At 42.2% G+C, this 19,925-nt stretch carries 20 protein-coding genes; 11 read left to right on the forward strand and 9 right to left on the reverse strand.

What is annotated here, in order from left to right; genetic code table 11:
* Positions 1 to 94 precede the first annotated feature (94 nt).
* Positions 95 to 1,588 carry an ATP-binding cassette domain-containing protein gene (locus G509_RS0118880; protein ID WP_026992969.1) on the forward strand — a complete coding sequence of 498 codons (1,494 nt, stop codon included), beginning with the start codon at positions 95 to 97 and terminating at the stop codon, positions 1,586 to 1,588.
* A gap of 103 nt (positions 1,589 to 1,691) precedes the next feature.
* On the opposite strand, the gene G509_RS23595 is transcribed toward G509_RS0118880, so the two are convergent.
* The 8 genes from G509_RS23595 to G509_RS0118920 all read right to left on the reverse strand — a co-directional run bounded on the left by G509_RS23595 (position 1,692) and on the right by G509_RS0118920 (position 7,710).
* Positions 1,692 to 1,865, reverse strand: coding sequence for a hypothetical protein (locus G509_RS23595; RefSeq protein WP_154657784.1), 174 nt, complete (start codon positions 1,863 to 1,865; stop codon positions 1,692 to 1,694).
* On the reverse strand, positions 1,823 to 2,194 hold the full coding sequence (locus G509_RS0118890; protein ID WP_026992970.1) for a nuclear transport factor 2 family protein: 372 nt from the start codon (positions 2,192 to 2,194) through the stop codon (positions 1,823 to 1,825). The genes G509_RS23595 and G509_RS0118890 overlap by 43 nt, the downstream gene beginning before the upstream one ends.
* 5 nt (positions 2,195 to 2,199) lie before the next feature.
* Entirely contained in the window at positions 2,200 to 2,760 is a 561-nt protein-coding gene (locus G509_RS22535) for a putative glycolipid-binding domain-containing protein (RefSeq protein ID WP_051200375.1), read from the reverse strand.
* 147 nt (positions 2,761 to 2,907) lie between these two features.
* Positions 2,908 to 4,002, reverse strand: coding sequence for a M48 family metalloprotease (locus G509_RS23015; protein ID WP_131450732.1), 1,095 nt, complete (start codon positions 4,000 to 4,002; stop codon positions 2,908 to 2,910).
* 99 nt (positions 4,003 to 4,101) lie between these two features.
* On the reverse strand, positions 4,102 to 4,755 hold the full coding sequence (locus G509_RS0118905; RefSeq protein ID WP_026992971.1) for a hypothetical protein: 654 nt from the start codon (positions 4,753 to 4,755) through the stop codon (positions 4,102 to 4,104).
* 90 nt (positions 4,756 to 4,845) lie between these two features.
* On the reverse strand, positions 4,846 to 6,384 hold the full coding sequence (locus G509_RS0118910; protein WP_316931117.1) for a malate:quinone oxidoreductase: 1,539 nt from the start codon (positions 6,382 to 6,384) through the stop codon (positions 4,846 to 4,848).
* Between the two features lie 82 nt (positions 6,385 to 6,466).
* On the reverse strand, positions 6,467 to 6,883 hold the full coding sequence (ruvX, locus tag G509_RS0118915) for a Holliday junction resolvase RuvX (protein WP_026992973.1): 417 nt from the start codon (positions 6,881 to 6,883) through the stop codon (positions 6,467 to 6,469).
* Between the two features lie 92 nt (positions 6,884 to 6,975).
* Complete coding sequence (locus G509_RS0118920) at positions 6,976 to 7,710, reverse strand: class I SAM-dependent methyltransferase (protein WP_026992974.1); 735 nt, start codon at positions 7,708 to 7,710, stop codon at positions 6,976 to 6,978.
* 139 nt (positions 7,711 to 7,849) lie between these two features.
* On the opposite strand from G509_RS0118920, the gene G509_RS0118925 reads away from it, so the two are divergent.
* From G509_RS0118925 to G509_RS0118935, 3 genes are read left to right on the forward strand one after another with little or no spacing between them, the layout of a single operon-like run.
* Positions 7,850 to 8,665, forward strand: a complete 816-nt coding sequence (locus G509_RS0118925; RefSeq protein ID WP_026992975.1) for a 2,3,4,5-tetrahydropyridine-2,6-dicarboxylate N-succinyltransferase — start codon at positions 7,850 to 7,852, stop codon at positions 8,663 to 8,665.
* Between the two features lie 10 nt (positions 8,666 to 8,675).
* Positions 8,676 to 10,526 (forward strand): glycosyltransferase family 9 protein, encoded by a 1,851-nt coding sequence (locus tag G509_RS23020; RefSeq protein WP_051200377.1) that lies wholly within the window; start codon positions 8,676 to 8,678, stop codon positions 10,524 to 10,526.
* Positions 10,526 to 11,599 carry a CDP-glycerol glycerophosphotransferase family protein gene (locus G509_RS0118935; RefSeq protein ID WP_026992976.1) on the forward strand — a complete coding sequence of 358 codons (1,074 nt, stop codon included), beginning with the start codon at positions 10,526 to 10,528 and terminating at the stop codon, positions 11,597 to 11,599. Before G509_RS23020 ends, G509_RS0118935 begins: the two co-directional genes overlap by 1 nt.
* Here G509_RS0118935 and G509_RS0118940 read toward each other — a convergent pair whose 3' ends face one another.
* Entirely contained in the window at positions 11,600 to 12,364 is a 765-nt protein-coding gene (locus G509_RS0118940) for a hypothetical protein (RefSeq protein ID WP_026992977.1), read from the reverse strand.
* A 144-nt stretch (positions 12,365 to 12,508) separates the two neighbouring features.
* On the opposite strand from G509_RS0118940, the gene G509_RS0118945 reads away from it, so the two are divergent.
* From G509_RS0118945 to G509_RS23025, 7 genes are all read left to right on the forward strand, one after another.
* Positions 12,509 to 13,579 carry a glycosyltransferase family 4 protein gene (locus G509_RS0118945; RefSeq protein ID WP_026992978.1) on the forward strand — a complete coding sequence of 357 codons (1,071 nt, stop codon included), beginning with the start codon at positions 12,509 to 12,511 and terminating at the stop codon, positions 13,577 to 13,579.
* Positions 13,580 to 13,624: 45 nt separating this feature from the next.
* A complete protein-coding gene (locus tag G509_RS0118950) occupies positions 13,625 to 14,548 on the forward strand; it encodes a glycosyltransferase family 2 protein (RefSeq protein WP_026992979.1) in 924 nt (307 codons plus the stop codon).
* Positions 14,549 to 14,556: 8 nt separating this feature from the next.
* Positions 14,557 to 15,657, forward strand: a complete 1,101-nt coding sequence (locus tag G509_RS0118955; RefSeq protein WP_026992980.1) for a DegT/DnrJ/EryC1/StrS family aminotransferase — start codon at positions 14,557 to 14,559, stop codon at positions 15,655 to 15,657.
* A complete protein-coding gene (locus G509_RS0118960; protein WP_026992981.1) occupies positions 15,657 to 16,232 on the forward strand; it encodes an L-threonylcarbamoyladenylate synthase in 576 nt (191 codons plus the stop codon). Before G509_RS0118955 ends, G509_RS0118960 begins: the two co-directional genes overlap by 1 nt.
* Entirely contained in the window at positions 16,232 to 17,659 is a 1,428-nt protein-coding gene (locus G509_RS0118965; protein ID WP_026992982.1) for a CCA tRNA nucleotidyltransferase, read from the forward strand. Before G509_RS0118960 ends, G509_RS0118965 begins: the two co-directional genes overlap by 1 nt.
* A gap of 248 nt (positions 17,660 to 17,907) precedes the next feature.
* On the forward strand, positions 17,908 to 18,951 hold the full coding sequence (locus G509_RS0118970; RefSeq protein WP_026992983.1) for a COX15/CtaA family protein: 1,044 nt from the start codon (positions 17,908 to 17,910) through the stop codon (positions 18,949 to 18,951).
* A gap of 155 nt (positions 18,952 to 19,106) precedes the next feature.
* Positions 19,107 to 19,916, forward strand: coding sequence for a GLPGLI family protein (locus tag G509_RS23025; RefSeq protein ID WP_051200378.1), 810 nt, complete (start codon positions 19,107 to 19,109; stop codon positions 19,914 to 19,916).
* Positions 19,917 to 19,925: the final 9 nt, after the last annotated feature.

Below are 19,925 nucleotides of genomic sequence, written 5' to 3' on the forward strand. Positions count from 1 at the left end.
ACTTTGCAATTTTATGCAAAGCTAATGAAGTAGTTTTTGAAACTATAATTTATCTTTGAGATATACCTGCCAATCTCACCAAAACCAATGCCTGATGGAAGAAACCTTAGTACAATTTAGCGATGTAACCATACGAAATAACGGTGCCGTAACTTTTAGCGGACTCAATTTTACAATACATAAAGGGCAGCACTGGGCATTGGTAGGCAAAAGCGGAAGTGGCAAAAGTACGCTATTGGAAGCCCTTGTGGGGAAAAAATTAATAACCGGCGGCACAGTAAGCCATCCGTATTTTGATGCTGTTATTAATCAGCAAAATAGCCCCGACCCTACTTTTAACTGGCACCGGCTGGTGGCTCTGGTTTCGGTAACGCAGCAGTTTAAAAACCGTAGCAACACTACCGATCTCTACTACCAGCAACGTTTTAACTCGTCCGATTCAGACGACGCACAAACCGTTGGGGAATACCTTTCGGAAGGATATAATGGGCCTTCGATATACTGGACGGTGCCGAAAGTTACCGAAAGGCTCAACCTAAGCAAATTAACCGATAAAGAAATTATTAAACTTAGCAATGGCGAAACCCGCCGCCTTATGTTTGCCAAAGCATTAGTTAAAAATCCGGTTTTGTTACTATTGGATGCGCCATTGGTGGGATTGGATACTGCAAGCCGTACCGACTTTAACCTGCTTTTAAACGAAATTACAGCATCGGGCATTACTGTAGTAATAACAACATCGGGCAACGAAATTCCCAACGGCATTACGCACGTTGCTGTATTAGAAGAGTGCCGAATTATCAGCCAGTTACCTCTAAACGATTTTAAAACCGACCAGTTTTCCGCTATAGCGAAAAAAACTATTGATATTGATTTATTGAAACACCTGCTCTCAAGGCAGCCGCAACCCCATTACAATACCATTATTACAATGAAAAATGTAGTGATAAAATACGGCGATAAAACCATTTTAGATAATGTAAACTGGCAGGTAAAGCAGGGCGAACGCTGGGCATTATCGGGCCATAACGGTGCAGGAAAATCGACTTTGCTTAGCCTTGTAAATGGCGATAACCCGCAGGCGTATGCCAACAGTATTATTTTGTTTGATAAGCAACGTGGCAGCGGCGAGAGCATTTGGGACATAAAAAAGAAGATTGGTTTTGTATCGCCGGAGCTTTTTCAGTACTTCCCTGCGGGGTCGTCTTGCTTAGAAGTTATTGAGTCGGGGATTTATGATACACTGGGGTTGTTCAGGGCACCATCCGCCAAAAATCGCGACCTCATCTTACAATGGATGCAACTTTTAGAAATAGAGGCTTATAATGCCAAACTTTTTAAGAGTGTGCCCGATAGCGTGCAGCGGCTGTGCCTGTTGGCAAGGGCATTGATAAAAAATCCGCCACTGCTTATTTTTGATGAGCCTTGCCAGGGCATGGATACGAGCCAGCGGGAGTATTTTAAATTTTTAGTAGATAAAATTTGCAAACACAGCAACGTTACCCTTATTTATGTGAGTCATTATGTGGAGGATATTCCTGCCAGTGTAACGAAGTTTTTAAAACTGGAGGCGGGGAAAGTAGTGTAACGTTCTTTTGTCTCGCGGGTTGACGTTAGTCGCATGAGTCAGCACATTTGAGTGAAGCTAAGGCCTTAAACTTCGTTGCGTTAAGCAAAATACAAGCTGAGCGTTAAGAAAGATTTGCTGTTTGAGCGACAGCGAGTTCAAATCTTTTAGCAGAAGCTTGTATTTTGTAGCATAAGAAGTTAGAGCCTTGATTTTTTGTTTCTTTTGCATCAAGGCAAAAGAAAACATCTAAATTTAAGACACAATCTGGCTTACATGCCCGGTAATAATCTGCCATTTAGAGTTGGTTTGTTTCCAAACGCGGGTGTACCTAAAAATACCGGCATAGGTGTGCCCATCAAAATCGCCGCCAAGGTCCTGCACTACCGATACTACCGCAACATCATCAAAAACAGTAATAAGCTGCGCGCTGGTTTCCAGGCTGTAAATTTCCAGCTTGCCAGACCGGTGCATATTAAGGTCGTCTGCCTTGGTAACAATATGGCCGTTTTGGTTGGTAAAAATAAGGTCGTCGCTTAGCAATTCCTGCAATTCATCTACATTGCTGGCCTTCATGGCTTCTATAAAGCGTGCTTCAAGCGCTACTATTTGCTGTTGGGTATCCATAGGGGTTAAATTGGTTTTAGCATTTCAAAAAGTTGCGGGTAGTGCGTAACAAACCCATCTTCATCTACGATAATATCGGCAGTAAAGTTTCCGCCTTCATTCTCAAATCTGTAATTGTTAGGGCTTAGTAGCGTATAATGCTGGGTATCTTTTCGCAACTGGTTGGCCAGAATGTCTATATAAAGCACATCGGTTTGCTGGCGTTGCCCCTGTATCCACCTCGACCCTTTAACGGGCAGCGTGTTGGTAAAAGGCGTAAGCGAAATATCAACATAGCTACAGCCTTTAAACTCGGGGTAGGTTGTGCCATCCACATCGGTCCACTCCCCTTCGGCATCCCTAAATAATAAATATGCAAAAGAGGTCTGCCCCACGGTAAAATTAATATCCAGCTCAATAACATTCCAGTACAGGTCCAGGCGAAGCACATACTCTACATACACCGGTATGGTTAACGCCCAGCCCTCCAGCTCGCTGCGCACAATAATTGCCTCATCAAGATAATTAATGTTGCAGTGCTCCTCGGTATCATAGTGCAAACCTTCCCAAACAATACTCTTTTGCATGGCTAAATATTTACTGCAATTTAGTTAAAATACCGCATGCTAAATTTAGCTTTAAGAAAGCTTTATGTAAAAAAAATACCACACTAAAGCGTGTGGTATTTTTATATTTTTTTATTGCTGCCTACTGATACTAAAACTGTCTACTGCTCACTCTCTCGCCTTTACATAACCAATTTTAGAGCCATTGCCGTTAACCAGCAAGCCGCCCGAAGCTACATAAATGCTGTTGGCACCATCATCGGCAAACATTAGGTTATAGCCCTGCTTGTCTGATTTTGAAAGGCTGCCAATAAGGTATACTTTATTGTTTTCTACCTGCACCAGGTTGCCCTTAGCGGTAACATAATATTTACCGGACGGATTGGCACTAAAATAAGCATCTGATTTAATGGTCTTATTAGACAGCAGGCTTTCCTGTATTTTTTGCTCGCGCGATGGCTGTGTATTTACCGTAGTAACCGTAGCGCGTTTTGCAACTGTGCGTTGTGTTACCGAAGTTCTTAACGGTGCACTCTGCACTACCGGCATTTTTTGTTGTGTTATTGGTTTGTTGATAACAACTGGCCTCTCAGGCGTTACGGGTTTAGTTACCGCTATTGCCGGCTGTGTTACGGGTTTAGAAACGGTGGGAGCTACAGCCACCGCAGTATTAGATTGCCCACCGGCATTGCTCCACCCCGTGGCAATATACGTAAGGCGGTCTCTTTTTGGTGGATGGCTTTTGCTGCCATTAGGCGAAGCGATGATAGACATTACCGCCTGGGCATCGGTAAGGGTAGCACCCATTTTACGGAGTACAAAGCCTGAGAATTCATCGGCATCCAGTTCGGTTTGGGGGCGGCTGCCTACATTATCGAGCGTATGACCGTTAAGGTGATGGCCAATTTCGTGCGCCAGTATGCTAATGGCAGCCCAGTTGGTGCCACTGGCGTTGTTTATTTTATCCATAAAAGCGGGGTTGTACAAAATGTACCGTTTGCTCTTAATCATAACCGCGGCGGCGTTGGGCACGTTGCTGGCTCGCAATTCGAAATTAGGCTTTAAGCCGATGACTGACATGATGTTTTTTACTACCTTCTCTGCCGTAGGGCCGGATTCGTAGGCATCTACAGTGCCGCTAATGGTTTCGCCATAATAGCTGCACATGGCAGTATATTTGGATAAACCGAAGCTTTGTTGCGCCGAAGCGGGCATTATACAGCATAACGCTGCGATAACAATGCAGGATTTAATGCTTTTCATACGTTTTTAATGGGATATAGTATTGGTATCTATCCATTTAACGCAAAAGCCGGAGTGTATAGTATTGGCCTTCTAAAATTTAGGAAATTAATACCCCCTTTAAAAAAACTTAAGGATTTTTAAAATCGCAATTAATGCCAGAACAACAAGGCCTAAGATAAAAATAATCCTGCCGTGTGCCCTGTCAGACGGGGTGTAGGTATATACTTTGTTACCATCGGGCAGTGTTTTTTGTGCCGTCATTAGTACATAGCCGGTAGTTATGCCAAACAAGCCTCCTAAAATGGCACATACATAACCAAAAATTATCCAGCTTATGTGGTTTTTTTCGGGTTGGGCAAGCTCCATTAAACGGTGGCGGCGCATTTTTATAATCTCGTCTTCGCTTATGGTTTTGCCGCGCTCTTCCAGCAAATGCCTTGCAAGCAGGTAGTCAAACTCGCTCCACTCGTCGCGCTTTACCAAAACGTCGTACAGCTCTTCATCACTAAAAGTAAGCAGGTAGTAGTCTTCCGGAATATCATTCAGCATATTAGCCGCCTGGTTCTCTACAATGTCTGCTGCCCTTTCAAAATTATCTTTATGCACCTGAATTTCGTACTCCTTTAGCAAATCGCCCGAAAAACTACTGCCCAGGCCGGGCGAATTATCTACAAACAGACATTCGATATTATTATCCAGCAACAATTGCTGCAGTTCTTTGGCCTGGCCGGCATCGGGAAATTTTCTAAATGTGGTATAGTTATCAGACATAGGAGATGGAAAAGGTTATAAAAAATAAATCCTCAAAAACCGTTTGCCGGTTTTGAGGATTTAAAGATATAAAAATACTTGTAGCTGTACTTACTTTTGGGCAGTTTCTAAACTTGTAAGGCCAAGCACCTTGTTAGAATGTTCTCTTACCTTAGCAAGCAGCTCAGGGTTTTTGTTCAGTTCCTGTCCGTACGATGGTATCATGGCTTTTAGTTTATTCTGCCATTCCGGAGTATTGATCTGGTTAGGGAAACAACGGGCAAGGAGGTCGGCCATAATAGATACCGCCGTACTCGCTCCCGGAGAAGCCCCCAAAAGCACTGCAAGTGTACCATCGGCACTGTTTATTACCTCGGTACCAAACTCCAGCTTACCGCCTTCTTTTTCGTCTTTTTTAATAACCTGTACACGCTGCCCTGCCGACTCTAACACCCAGTCCTGCATTTTAGCATCCGGTATGTACTCCCTCAATGCATCAAGCCTGTCTTCTTTAGACTGTGTAACCTGCTGTATAAGGTATTTGGTTAGCGGTATGTTGTGGTAGCCTGCTGCCAGCATTGGCATAATATTGTTAGGGCGTATAGACGTTGCAAGGTCAAAATACGAGCCCTGTTTTAAAAATTTGGTGCTAAACCCTGCGTAAGGGCCAAACAGCAATTCTTTTTTACCGTTTATCATTCGGGTATCTACGTGCGGAACAGACATTGGCGGTGCGCCAACCGATGCCTTGCCGTATACCTTGGCGTTATGTTCTTTAATAACCTGCTCGTTAACGCATTTTAGCCATTGCCCGCTTACCGGGAAACCGCCAAAACCTTTACCTTCAGGAATATCGGCTTTTTCAAGCAGGTGAAGCGATCCGCCGCCTGCGCCAATAAATACAAAAGTGGCGTAAGAGCGCGTTTTTTCGCCTGTATTTAAGTCTTTTATTTTAAGTTTCCATTTGTTGCTACCGCTTTTAGAACGGCGCATGCTAACAATTTCGTGGCCAAAATGCATATCTACATTAGGCTGTTTAGCCAGCCACGCAAACATATCGCGGGTTAGCTCGCCAAAGTTAACATCGGTACCAATAGGCATGTTAGTGGCAGCAATAGGGTCGTTTTCGTTACGGCCCTTCATAACAAGGGGCATCCACTCTTTTATAGTCGTGGGGTCTGTACTAAAATCCATCCCCTGAAAAAGCGGGAATTGAGTTAGTGCCTCATGCCTTTTTTTAAGATATTCTACATTTTCCTGTCCCCATACAAAACTCATGTGCGGTATGCTGCGCACAAAGTCTTCCGGCTTATTAACCAGCTGCTTTTCTACCAGGTAGGCCCAAAACTGCTTAGACACCTCAAACCATTCGGCTATTTTAACCGCCTTAGAGGTATCTATGCCGCCGTTGGCGGTTTCCGGTGTATAATTAAGCTCACAAAAGGCAGAGTGCCCTGTACCCGCGTTGTTCCATGCATCAGAACTTTCGGCGGCAGCCACATCAAGCCTTTCATAAATACTAATTTTTACCTGTGGCATTAATTCTTTAAGAAACATGCCTAATGTAGCGCTCATTATGCCGGCGCCTATTAGAACCACTTCTGGTTCCTGTGGGGTGGTTGTGGACATTATATTAGTTTGAAAATACAAATTTACTCTGAAAGTGTGTAAAAATTATCATAATTACAATAGTACCTTTATCAGGGTATCACTTTTACGAATAAGCGAATAATTATCGGTTATTTTTTTGCACTAAATAATCTTGTAACAATATTGTTGCAGAAATTTCATCAATAAGCGCTTTATCCTGACGTTGTTTTTTCTTCAGGCCGCTATCAATCATCGTCTGAAATGCCATTTTACTGGTAAACCGCTCATCTACCCTAACAACGGGCATATCGGGAAAATTCTCGGTAAATTTAAGCGTAAAAGCATTGATAATATCGGCACTTTGCGAGGGTTGCCCGTTCATTTGCTTAGGCTCGCCAATAAGCACTTTTTCTACTTTTTCTTTAGCAAAATAAGTTTTTAAAAATGCAATAGCCGTTTCAGACGGTATAGTGGTTAACCCCGATGCTATTATCTGCATTTCGTCGGTAACCGCAATGCCGGTACGCTTTTGGCCGTAGTCTATAGCTAAGATTCTCATTGTTTTTTAGTTTAAAGTTTCAGGCTTAAAGTTTCAGGTTGCCAAAATTGCTATTACGCACTAACGTTAAAAACAACTTTAAACCTGAAACTTTAAACTTTCTTTCCTACGCGCAAAAGTAACGGAAAAGTTACACTCTTATCGCCTTTCTCCCAGCTTTGTTGCAGCTCTTGCCTAATAACATCTATGGGGCTGCTGCCATTCTTTTTAATGTAATGCTGGGTAGCACTCCATGTTTCTAAATAGCCAATTAACTGCTCAATAGTCCACGTAAAGTGGTTGGTAAACGTTTGCACCTCAAGCTCGTTGAAGGGGAAAGGTATAGTAGTATACTTTTCGTCGAGGTAGCGACGTTCGGCATCCCAATACGGGCCAACAATGTCGTAATAAAATTTATCCAATATCACATCGGTATCGGCATTTGTATTAAAAAGCCCATAGCCCAAAACGGCAAAAATGCCATCGGGTTTTAGTATGCGGTAAACCTCTTTATAAAAAGCATCAAAATCGAACCAGTGTATGGCCTGGGCCACGGTAATAAGGTCGAACTGGCTTTCGCCGAAGCCCGTCTCCTCTGCCCTTTCTACCTTATAGGTTATGTTAGGTGCAGGGGTGGCATTTTGCAATTGCTTTTCGCTAATATCGGTACCATATACCTCTTTAAAGTAGTTGGCTAATTGGGCAGCTACCTGCCCGTTACCGGTTGCAACATCAAGCGCAGCGGTTTTATTTGTGGTTAACGATGCTATGTAGGCTATCATTTCGGGCGGATAATACGGCCTGAATTGTGCGTATGCTTTTGCCTGTGCAGAAAAATTGTCTTTCATTGCTGTGGTTTAAACGTAAAGATAAAAAATGTTTGCCTAACACGTATTTATAATTTTTAACGTTAATGTTGTGATTTTAGCCGTAAACACTAAAGTTAATTTAACCATATTAGTATCTTTGCACCACCTAACAATAGCTATGAACACTTTACAACCCATTATTGAAAACGCGTGGGATAACCGCGCCCTGCTGCAGGAAGAAACCACTACTAATGCCATTCGCGAAGTTATAGAACTGCTCGATACAGGAAAACTACGCGTTGCCGAACCTGTAGAAGGCGGCTGGCAGGTTAACGAGTGGGTTAAGAAAGCTGTGGTAATGTACTTTCCTATCCAGAAAATGGAAACCCTTGAAGCGGGTATCTTTGAATATCATGATAAAATGCTGCTTAAGCGCAACTATGCCGAAAAAGGCATTCGTGTTGTGCCTAACGCCGTGGCACGCTATGGTGCTTACATATCATCTGGCGTTATATTAATGCCAAGCTATGTAAACATTGGCGCTTATGTAGACGAAGGTACTATGGTAGATACCTGGGCTACAGTAGGCAGCTGTGCACAAATTGGCAAAAACGTACACCTTAGCGGTGGCGTGGGCATTGGCGGCGTTTTAGAGCCACTACAGGCTGCCCCCGTTATTATAGAAGACGGTACCTTTATTGGCTCGCGCTGTATTGTTGTAGAGGGTGTTCGTGTTGAGGCCGAAGCGGTTCTTGGCGCCAACGTATGCCTTACTGCATCTACAAAAATTATAGATGTTACCGGAGACGAACCTGTAGAGATGAAAGGTATTGTACCGGCACGCAGCGTTGTTATACCGGGTAGTTATACTAAAAAGTTTGCCGCCGGAGAATTCCAGGTGCCCTGCGCCCTTATTATTGGCAAACGTAAACCATCGACCGATTTAAAGACTTCGCTAAATAACGCCTTAAGGGAATACGACGTAGCGGTTTAACCACCAATAAATGAGCGGTAACACCACTAAAATATCTGCCCTTGCCATTGTTTATAACGAGGAGCACAACATAAGGGAGTACCTGGAAAACATGTCGTTTGCCGACGAGATCGTTGTGGTAGACTCTTTTAGTACAGATAAAACTCCGGAAATTATAAAATCAGAATACCCGCATGTAAAATTTTACCAGCGGGTATTCGACGATTTTTCCAGTCAGCGTAACTATACGCTGCAACTGGCAACACACGATTGGGTGGTGTTTTTTGATGCCGATGAAAGGGTATCTAAAAAAGGCGCCCAGGAAATTGTTGCCAAAGTAAACAGCCAACCCGAAGAGGTTGCCTTTTTTGTTAAGCGTACCTTTTTTTACGAAGGTAAACGCTTAATAAACAATATTTTTAATACCGATAAGACCGTAAGGCTCTTTAGGCGTTCTAAATGCCACTACTCGCAAAAGCTGGTACACGAAAAGCTGAATATTAACGGCAAAACAGGCGGTTTAAAGGCTGCTATAGACCACTATTCTTTTAAAACCAAAGAAGAGTTTTTAAACAAGCGCCTTATGTATTCTAAGCTAAAAGCCAAAGAGCTCTTAGATAAGGATATTAAACCTACTACTTATCATTTTAAGATTCGCCCTAAGTTCAGGTTCTTTAAATATTACATTTTAAAACTTGGCGTGCTTAACGGCAGGCGCGGTTATGATATTGCGCATATTTTAAGCATGGACGAGTACATGCGCTATGTGTATCTAAAAGAAATGCAGAGTGCCGATGGTTTTGTAAAAAAACTGCGCATACTGGTTATTCAGCAAAAAATGATTGGCGATGTATTGGTTAGCACCATTATTTGCAACAACCTTAAGGCTGCGTATCCACAGTCTGAAATTGAATACCTTATCTACCCTTTTACCAAGCCGGTAGTAGAGAACAACCCTTTTATTGATAAGATAGTGTTGTTTGAAAACACGTATCGCGAAAGTAAATGGCTGTTCTTTAAATTCCTGTTCAACATCCGTCATGAAAAATACGATATTGTAATAGATGCGTATGGCAAGCTGGAAAGCAACCTTGTTACGTTATTTTCGGGTGCCGAAAAACGCATTGGCTATGGCGAAAAAGAAAAGCTATTGGCATATAATGTTCAGGTGGCGCACCCTCACATACCCAAAAGTACCGATGGCCTTGCTATAGAACGCCGCGAAAATTTGTTTAAAGATTTAATGCACGGCACGCCTATAGACAACCGCCCTAAGCTTTTTGTTACCGAGGCCGAAAAAGCCAAAGCCACGGCACTGCTACAGTCGCATAACATAAACAGCACTGCCACTAACCTTATAATGGTTAGCATTTTAGGCAGCGAGGTAAATAAAACCTACCCTATACCGTATATGGTAGAGCTTATTAACTTTATTGCGCAAAAGCCCAATGTAAAACTGCTGTTTAATTATACACCGGCACAATCGGGCAAAATTAACGAGATCTATAATTTATGTTCGGCGGAAGCCCAACAAAAAACTGACCTTGATATTATTGGCAAAGACATTCGCTCTTTTATGGCAATAATGAACGAGTGTACCATGCACATTGGTAACGATGGTGGTGCTATTAACATTGCCAAAGCACTCAACAAGCCTACGTTTACTATATTTTCGCCGTGGATACAAAAAGAAAGCTGGAGTATTTTTGAAGATGGCACCTTTAACAAAGCGGTACACGTTAACGACTTTTTCCCGGAGCTAATTGCCAAAAATTCTACCAAAACGCTTAAGAAAAAGTTTGAGCATTTTTACAGTTTCTTAAAACCATCGCTTATATTTGATAGCCTGAACCAGTTTTTGCAAACGCACCTAAAAAACTAATGTATAAATTTTTACTCTACATAGCCCACCCGTACAGCATACCTATCTGCAAGCCTTTACAGGAAGAAATCCGTAAACGCGGGTATGATGTGCAGTGGTTTAGCGAACTGGAGTATACCAAAAAATATTTTGAAGATAACGAGCCGGTTTTAAATACCGTTGAAGAAGTACTGGCTTACAATCCGCATGTGGTGTTAACCGCTACAGATACTGTTGCCGACTTTTTCCCCGGTATTAAGGTGGAAATCTTTCATGGTTTCTCGGCTAACAAAAGGCCGCTTATGAGCGACCATTTTAAAATTCGCGGTTTTTTCGACCTGTATCTTACCCAAGGCCCCTCTACAACAGAGATCTTTAAGCAACAGGCCGAAAAATACGGCTTTTTTGAGGTGGTACAAACAGGCTGGCCTAAGGTAGACCCGCTTTTCCCAATTCAGGAAAAGCCTGCTACAGATAAGCCTGTTATATTAATATCGTCAACATTTACTACCCGCCTTAGCCTTGCCAAAAACGATGCTGTTTTTAACGAGATTGCACGCTTGGCCGCTACAGGCAAGTACCAGTTTTTATGTGTACTGCATCCAAAACTGGATCAGGAAACCAAGGATAAGTTTATAGGTTTAGAAGGCGATAACTTTAATTACTACGATACCACCAACCTTATTCCGCTGTTTAAACGCGCCGATATAATGTTTAGCGATACTACGTCGGCTATTATCGAATTTCTGCTACAGCAAAAACCGGTGGTTACGTTTTGCAACAACAAACCGGGTGACCATTTAATAGATGTTACCGAAGTTTCTGAAATTGAAGGCGCCATTCAACTGGCACTTACAAAGCCCGCCGCTACTATGGCAGCCATTAAAGATTATGTGGAGTGGACACACCCCTACTACGACGGTAAATCGAGCGGGCGCATGATTGATGCCTGTATTGCGTTTTTAAATAAAGATAAATCGCATCTTAAACCAAAGCCGCTAAATCTTGTAAGGAAATATAAAGTTAGGAAACTGCTTAAGTATTTTACCCTAAAAACCTATCGCAGGCCTATAACAGTAAAAGCTACCCGATAGTTATTTCTTCCAGAATTTAAACTGCTTTTTAAGTGCTTTCTTTCGCCAGAATTTTCTTTGAAATTCGGCTGTCTTTTCCCAAAGCAGGGCATTTATCTCGGCTTCAGGCTTGTTGTACAATTTGGCGTATTCGTTACTCATTACAGCAACCATTTCGGGTTTTGGAGTAAGGCGTTTCAGGTTTTCCATACGCAGTTCAAAACTCATGTGGTCATGAAAATTCATACGGTTCAAATCCACTAAATAAAACGCATATTTGCCATCGCCTATCTTCTTAATCAGTGTATTGCCCGGCGAATGATCGGTAAACTCAATACCTTTTTCGTGCAGCAAAAAGCTAAAGGCTGTAAACTGGCGTAAAATAGTATCATGATCCGGATAATCAGGCACTTCTACCAGTTCCCGAAAAGTTAAGTCGGCTACCAGCTGCTCGCTAATGTAGTAGCTGTCTAAAAAGCTAAAGCTGTTGGAGTTTTCAAAATAAGCAATGGGCTGTGGCGTGCCAATGCCTTTTTCTAAAAGCAGGTTGGCATACTCGTAAGAGCGCCTTGCCTTCGATTTCCTGAAAAACCGATACACAACCTTATTAATAGTATTGGGCACCTTAAACGACTTTACGTTAAGCACCAATCCGTTTAGGTTAAAGGTTTTTATTTTGTTGCGCCTGCCGTTTACAAATAAAGTGCCAGTGGTATCAAAATTTTCTATAATGCCGGTAATTTCCTTTTGCTGGTTTAAAAATTTTGGGGCGATAACTTTATTCATGTAGCGGTACAATTTTGTGCAAAAATAACCATTTTGAAATTGAGGCTTTAATTTTATTTAAAAATAGGTTAAGATTGCCGCCCTTATTTGCTGTTTTAGTTGAGTAATTAAATGCTTTTTATATTTTTACACCAAATTGATGCAATGAAAAACGTTTTTTTAGAAACGCACAACATAAAAAACCCCGCTACGGGCTTTGGCACCTTTAACCACGGACTGGTTACCGGCCTGAGCCATCAGGACTTTGGCGACCTGACCCTTACCCTATGCGCCGAAAACCCGGGCAAGGTAGCGCAGGAGTTTAAAGATAAGTTTAAGTACAAAAAACTTATTGGCCTCAACAGGTATAAAATGTTCCGAGTACGCGATAAGCACGATTTATGGCATTCGGTTAACCAAAATCTTAAGTTTGAGCCGCATAAGGTAAGCAAGTACCTGCTTACGGTTCATGATGTTAACTTTGCAGAGGGCATCTCTAAACCCTACACCAACAATAAAAAATACAATACGTTTGTAGAAAAGCTTAACCGCTCTAACGCCATTACGTATATTTCTAACTTTGCTAAAGAGCAAACCCACAAATATTTTGATGTGCCCAACGTGCCGGAGTATGTTATTTACAATGGCAACCCGGTTACGTTTTTAGAAGACACATCGACCTACAAACCCGAAGTTCCTACAGATAAGCCATTTCTATATTCTATAGGGGATTTTATAGCCAAAAAAAACTTTACAGCCATTATTAAAATGATGCTGCATGTACCCGGTTTTAATTTGATAATATCAGGCAACAATAATAAGCCTTACGGCGAAGAAGTTAAACAATGTATTATAGACAACAACCTGCAGGACAGGGTGTTTTTAACAGGTAAAGTCAGCAACCAGGGCAAGCAGTATTATATGCAGCACTGCAAGGGTTTTGTACTGGCATCTGTAGCCGAAGGTTTTGGCCTTCCGCCCATAGAAGCCATGAAGTTTGGCAAGCCCATATTTTTAGCCAACAGGGCATCGTTGCCCGAAATTGGCGGCGAACATTCTTTTTATTGGGATGATTTTGACCCTGAATATATGGCGGCTGTATTGTTTAAAGGCCTCGACGCTTACAACGCCAATAAAGACTTTTACAGCACCGAGTATAAAAAACGTGCCGACAGCTTTAACTGGGATACTGCCGCAAAACAATACCTTAAGGTTTACCAATCGCTTTTAAAATAAAACACGCTTACAACTAACAACTTAGCCCCAACAAAAACAACTTTAATGTTTGATATAGCTGTAATACTAATTCATTATAACTCCGGTACGCTTACCCAAAATTGCATACAATCTATTGTAAGCAGTACATCGGCAACATGCAATTATCAGATAATAGTTATAGACAACAACTCAGAATACGCTGATTATGTACAGCTTAAAAATTGGTGCGATGCACAAAGCCTGCCCAATTTGCAACTGGTGCGCAGCCGTATAAACACCGGTTTTGGCGGGGGTAATATGCTGGGCGTTCAGTATGCCAATGCGCGCTATCTGGCGGTTGTAAACAACGATACGGTTTTAAAAACAGACTGCCTTACCATCTTAAAATCTGCGCTGGAGCAAGACAGTACAATGGGGCTTGTGGGCGGACAAAGCTTTAAGGGCAACGACGCTTTTTTAACCTCTATGGATCATTTTGCATCGCCGGCACGCGAAATCTTAGGTCGTAAGTTTCTGGAAACCATTAACAGCAAACGTTATCCGAAAAGGAAAAAACTGTACGACCAGCCGGTTAAGGTAGATTTTGTGTCGGGCAGCTTTATGCTAATCAGGTCAGCCGATTTTAATGCCATTGGCGGTTTTGATACCAACATATTTTTATACTACGAAGAGACCGATCTTTGCAAACGCCTTAAGGCATACGGCAAAAATGCCTACCTTATACCGGCAGCACAATTTATACACTATCATGGTGCAAGCACGCAAAAATCTATCGCCATAAAAAAAGAGCTTAAAATATCATTGCTGTACGTGCTGCGAAAGCATTATGGCATATTTGGCCGCCTTAGCGTGCTTAGCTTTATGCTTGTAAAATATTTTTTTAGCAGTATTGTAAAGCCAAAAAACTGGAGCCTGTTCTTTTTACTCTTAAAGGGAGCACCCATCTCATCATCATTAAAAACAAAGCAATTGCTTTCCGAAAAATAATTTATCCTATGATAAAATTTCTCGACCTGCAAAAAATAAACCTCCTGCACGGGCAGGAAATAGAAGACCGCCTGATTAAAACCTTCAGGAGTGGCTGGTATCTTTTAGGCGAAGAAGTTAAGGGTTTCGAGAAAAACCTGTCCGCTTACATTGGCTGCAGGCATGCCATTGGTGTAGCTAATGGTTTAGATGCCCTGCGCCTCATTTTTAAAGCGTATATAGAGTTAGGTGTTATGCAACCGGGAGATGAAGTTATTTTACCCGCCAACACCTACATAGCCTCTGTACTTGCCATAACCGATAATAATCTGGTTCCCGTTTTAGTTGAGCCAACTATTGAAACGTACAACATAGACATCGCCAAGATTGAAGAAAAAATAACCCCTAAAACAAAGGCTATCATGGTAGTCCATTTGTATGGGCAGGTAGTTTTTTCGGAGGAATTAAAAGACCTGGCCGATAAGCACAACCTCAAAATAATTGAAGATAACGCACAGGCCATTGGTGCGCAATGCAACGGTATTAAAACCGGTAACCTGGGCGATGCTGCGGGCTTTAGCTTTTATCCTGGCAAGAATTTAGGTGCTTTAGGCGATGCCGGTGCGGTTACCACTAACAATGATGCGCTGGCAAAAATCATACGTGCACTGGCCAATTACGGGTCGGATACTAAATACGTCAACAAATATCAGGGGTTGAATTCCAGATTAGACGAAATTCAGGCAGCCGTGCTGGATGTTAAGCTCAGGTACCTGGATACCGAAAACCTGCGCCGCAGGCAAATAGCCGATTATTATCTTACCAACATTACCAACCCTAAAATAAAACTGCCGCAACGCCCTGTAGACGATTTAGCACATGTATGGCACGTTTTTGTGGTGCGTACAAAGGAACGTGACAGGTTGCAACGCTTTTTAGCTGCCGCTGATATACAGACGCTTATACATTATCCTATTCCCATTCATAAACAAGAGGCATATATTAATTTAAGTGCCTTATCTTTGCCCATTACAGAACAAATTCACCGCGAAGTACTAAGCCTGCCTATAAGCCCCGTGCTTACAGATTTAGAAGTTACCAAAGTTGTGGATGTTTTAAACACTTACTAATGAGCACACCCGATATTAATACAGAAGTACACAATGCCTTTGAGGCGATAAAAAACGGTGGTATAATTCTTTATCCTACCGATACCGTTTGGGGCATTGGCTGCGATGCCACCAACCCCGATGCTGTTAAAAAAATATACGACCTTAAACAGCGCATGGAAAGCAAAAGCATGATAGTGCTTATGAACAGCGACCGCATGATGCACAATGTGTTTAAGGAAATTCCGGAAGTGGCGTGGCAGTTAATCGATTTATCTGAAAAACCTACCACCCTTGTGCTGGATAACCCGCGCAATGTGGCGCCTAACCTTATAGCACCGGATAAAACACTTGGCGTTAGGCTGGTAAAAGACCCATTTTGCTTTAAGCTTATGGAGCGCATGAAAAAACCACTGGTCAGCACATCGGCAAACATAAGCGGCAGGCCTACCCCTAATTCTTTTAAAGAAATTGACCATCATATTTTGGACGGCGTAGACTATATTGTAAATTTGCAGCACGATAAAATTGCCGCAAAACCATCTACCATTATAAAACTTGGTAACGATTTGACGGTGAAAGTGATACGACCTTAATGAAAAAGACCACCCATAAAGAAGCGTTAGATAACAAAATTTTTAAAATAACCTCGCAGGCCGCAACCCAGCTTAACGTAAAAAGTTATGTTATTGGCGGGTTTGTAAGGGATTTTTTGTTGCAGCGCGACTTTAAAAAAGATATAGATATTGTAGCCGTTGGCAGCGGTATAGCGCTTGCCCAGGAGGTATCTTCCTTATTGCCTAACAAACCAAAAGTGCAGGTTTTTAAAACCTATGGCACTGCCATGCTTTGTTTTGAAGGTATTGATATTGAATTTGTTGGCGCCCGAAAAGAATCGTACAGCACCGATAGCCGCAACCCTGTTGTGGAAACCGGTACGCTGGAAGACGACCAGAACCGCCGCGATTTTACCATTAACGCCCTGGCACTGTCTTTAGATGAGGCTGATTATGGTACACTGGTAGATCCGTTTAACGGGATAGAAGACCTTAAGAACAAGATAATCCGTACGCCTTTAGACCCGGATATTACGTATTCTGATGATCCGTTACGCATGATGCGCGCCATTCGTTTTGCCACGCAATTGGGTTTTACCATCGAGGCCGAATCGCTTACGGCTATAGGGCGCAATAAAGAGCGTATAAAAATTATTACCGGCGAGCGTATTGTAGACGAGCTTAACAAGATACTGTCGGCTGCTGTGCCGTCGGTTGGGTTTAAGCTGCTGCACCAAACCGGTCTGCTTCACATCATAATGCCCGAACTTACCAACCTGCAAGGCGTTGAAGAGGTTGAGGGCCAAACGCATAAGGATAATTTTTTCCACACCCTTGAGGTGGTCGATAATATTGCCCAGAATACCGATGATGTATGGCTACGATGGGCTGCCCTGTTGCACGATATTGGCAAGGCTCCCACAAAAAAATTTAGCAAAAAAGTGGGGTGGACCTTTCACGGTCACGAATTTGTGGGTGGCAAAATGGTTAAAAAACTGTTTGAACGCCTGCACATGCCGCTTAACCATAAAATGAAGTTTGTCTCTAAAATGGTGATGCTCAGCTCGCGCCCTATTGTTTTGGCGCAGGATATTATTACAGATTCGGCTGTACGCAGATTAGTTTTTGATGCCGGCGAAGATGTAGAGAGCCTGATGACGCTTTGCGAAGCCGATATTACCACCAAGAACCCTAATAAGTTTAAAAAATACCACAATAACTTTAAGATTGTACGCCAAAAAATTGTGGAGGTAGAAGAGCGCGACCACGTTCGTAATTTTCAGCCGCCAATATCGGGCGAAGAGATCATGGCTACCTTTAACATCAAACCGTCTAAGGAAATTGGCATCTTAAAAGAAGCCATTAAAGAGGCTATTTTAGAAGGCGAAATACCTAATGAGTACCAGGCCGCCCACGATTACATGATGGAAAGGGCTAAGAAGTTGGGACTTGTAGTTGTTGATTAGTTTAGAGTTTTGGGTTACGGATTGTGAGTTGCATCCTACTCCGGCACTGTCATTGCGAGGAACGAAGCAATCTCATTGCTGTATTAGATTGCCGCGGTCGTGCCTCCCTCGCAATGACTACGCGTGAAAAACGAAAATGATAGCAATTCGAATAAAACGAACGCAGTGATCATAGGCTACAAAATGACTTTTATCATTTTATACCTGCAACGCCTTTTAGACCTTGCGGGAAATTAAAACCATACATAATGAAACGACTGTTTCCAAAAATTACAAAAATAGCGTTAGTACTTGTTTACCTTGTAATTGTTGCCGGTGCGCTGGTACGCATGACGGGCTCTGGCATGGGCTGCCCGGACTGGCCAAGGTGTTTTGGCTATTACATACCCCCTACTGATATTAAGGAGCTTATGTGGGCCCCTAACCGCGAGTTTAAATCGGGGCAGGTTATTATAAAAGATGAAAAACTTTGGGTGGCTAAAGAAACCTTTACCACAGGTACCGAATATAACGCTACCAACTGGGACGAGTACACCAAACACGATTACGCCGAATTTAACCCCGTACACACCTGGGTAGAATATGTAAACCGCCTTGTGGGTGCTCTGGCAGGCCTTGCGGTACTGGCAATGGCAATAGCATCGTTCGGGTTCAAAAAAACAAAGTCAAGTATTATATTGCTCTCATGGCTGGCCGTATTTTTAATGGGTTTCCAGGCATGGCTTGGGGCAACGGTGGTGTATTCGGTTTTAAACCCGGTTAAAATAACCATACACATGGTAGCCGCCCTTGTAATTGTGGCACTTATACTCTACATTTTAGATAAAGCCAAAAACCTTACACACCAGCAAACCATTTTTAAAACCGACAGGTTCTTTAAAGTACTGTTGTGGTTCTCGCTGTTACTTACCCTTATACAGGTGGTTTTAGGTACAGAAGTGCGCCAGTTTGTAGACGAGCGCATTAAAATGCTGGGCTACGAAAACCTTGCCCTTGTAATGGACGAACCTATTATAAACTTCTACATTCACCGCTCGTTCTCTATGGTGGTACTGGCCGTAAATATCTGGCTGTTTATAATGAACAAGCAAAAAGGACTTGGCTTTGCCAAAACAAGCTGGGTACTGTGCCTTATTTTGGTAGAAGTAGCATCGGGCATTGCCATGTACAATTTCGATTTTCCGTTTGCCTCGCAAAGCATCCACGTTGTAACGGCTTCTATACTGTTTGGTATACAGTTTTACATGATACTGGAAAGCAGGAGAAACCACGTACCAACAATTCAGTCATAGTCGGAAAATACTGATTCACATAAAGTTAAAAAAATGTTAACTGCGAGAAACCCGCAGGCTTGCAGCGCATTTAAAGTTTAGTTTAGCAGCATAACTAATATCAATCAAGGCTAACAGATATCAGGTTCTGTTAGCCTTTTTTAAATTCAAAAAAAATGCTGAAAAATATTAGCCTGCTGCTTTTACTGTCGTGTTCGTTTGCCTTTTCGCAAATAAAAAATGGTGTGGTGCAATACGGTATCAAAACCTTATATGATCCGGACGAAGAAACCCTGGATGTTGTTAAAAGCGAACTGGATAAAACTACTAAAGCCACTGTTCTTTATACATTTAACCTCAAGTTCACTCCCAAAGAATCATACTTTTATGTAAATCCAAGTATGCCTGTAGACGGCCAAACCATAGAAGATTTTTGCTCTTTGGTTATGGTAGAATCTAAATTTTACGTTGCCCCTACAAAAAATCAGTACAGGCACGATGGTTTGTTATGTGGTAATGAGTATTTAATTAACTACGAGCAAAAATCGGACTGGGAGCTTACTAACGAGACAAAGATAATTAACGGTTATACCTGTTATAAAGCCACATCGATAAAACATAATAGTAACGGTTGGGACGATAACCCTAAATTTACAATTACGGCTTGGTATACTCCAAAAATTCCGGTTGCTTACGGGCCAAACGGCTATCATGGGTTACCAGGCTTAATTTTAGAGTTACAAACATATACCACAACGCTTTACGTAAAAAAGATTGACCTTAACCTGGATAAAGATCCGGCGATAGACCGGCTTGAAAAAGGTAAAGTACTTACTCAGGAAGAAGTGAGAGAAATAATTTTTAATAAGACACCACAGGAATTTAGAGGTATGGTAGAAAATGATATAAAGGCTCGCAAAATTAAAAGTGACGAAATAGAAAAAAGAATAGCGGCTAAAAAAGCGGCTAAAACTACCACCAACTAATACGCGCCT

The sequence above is a fragment of the Flavobacterium subsaxonicum WB 4.1-42 = DSM 21790 genome (assembly GCF_000422725.1).
Classification (GTDB): domain Bacteria; phylum Bacteroidota; class Bacteroidia; order Flavobacteriales; family Flavobacteriaceae; genus Flavobacterium; species Flavobacterium subsaxonicum.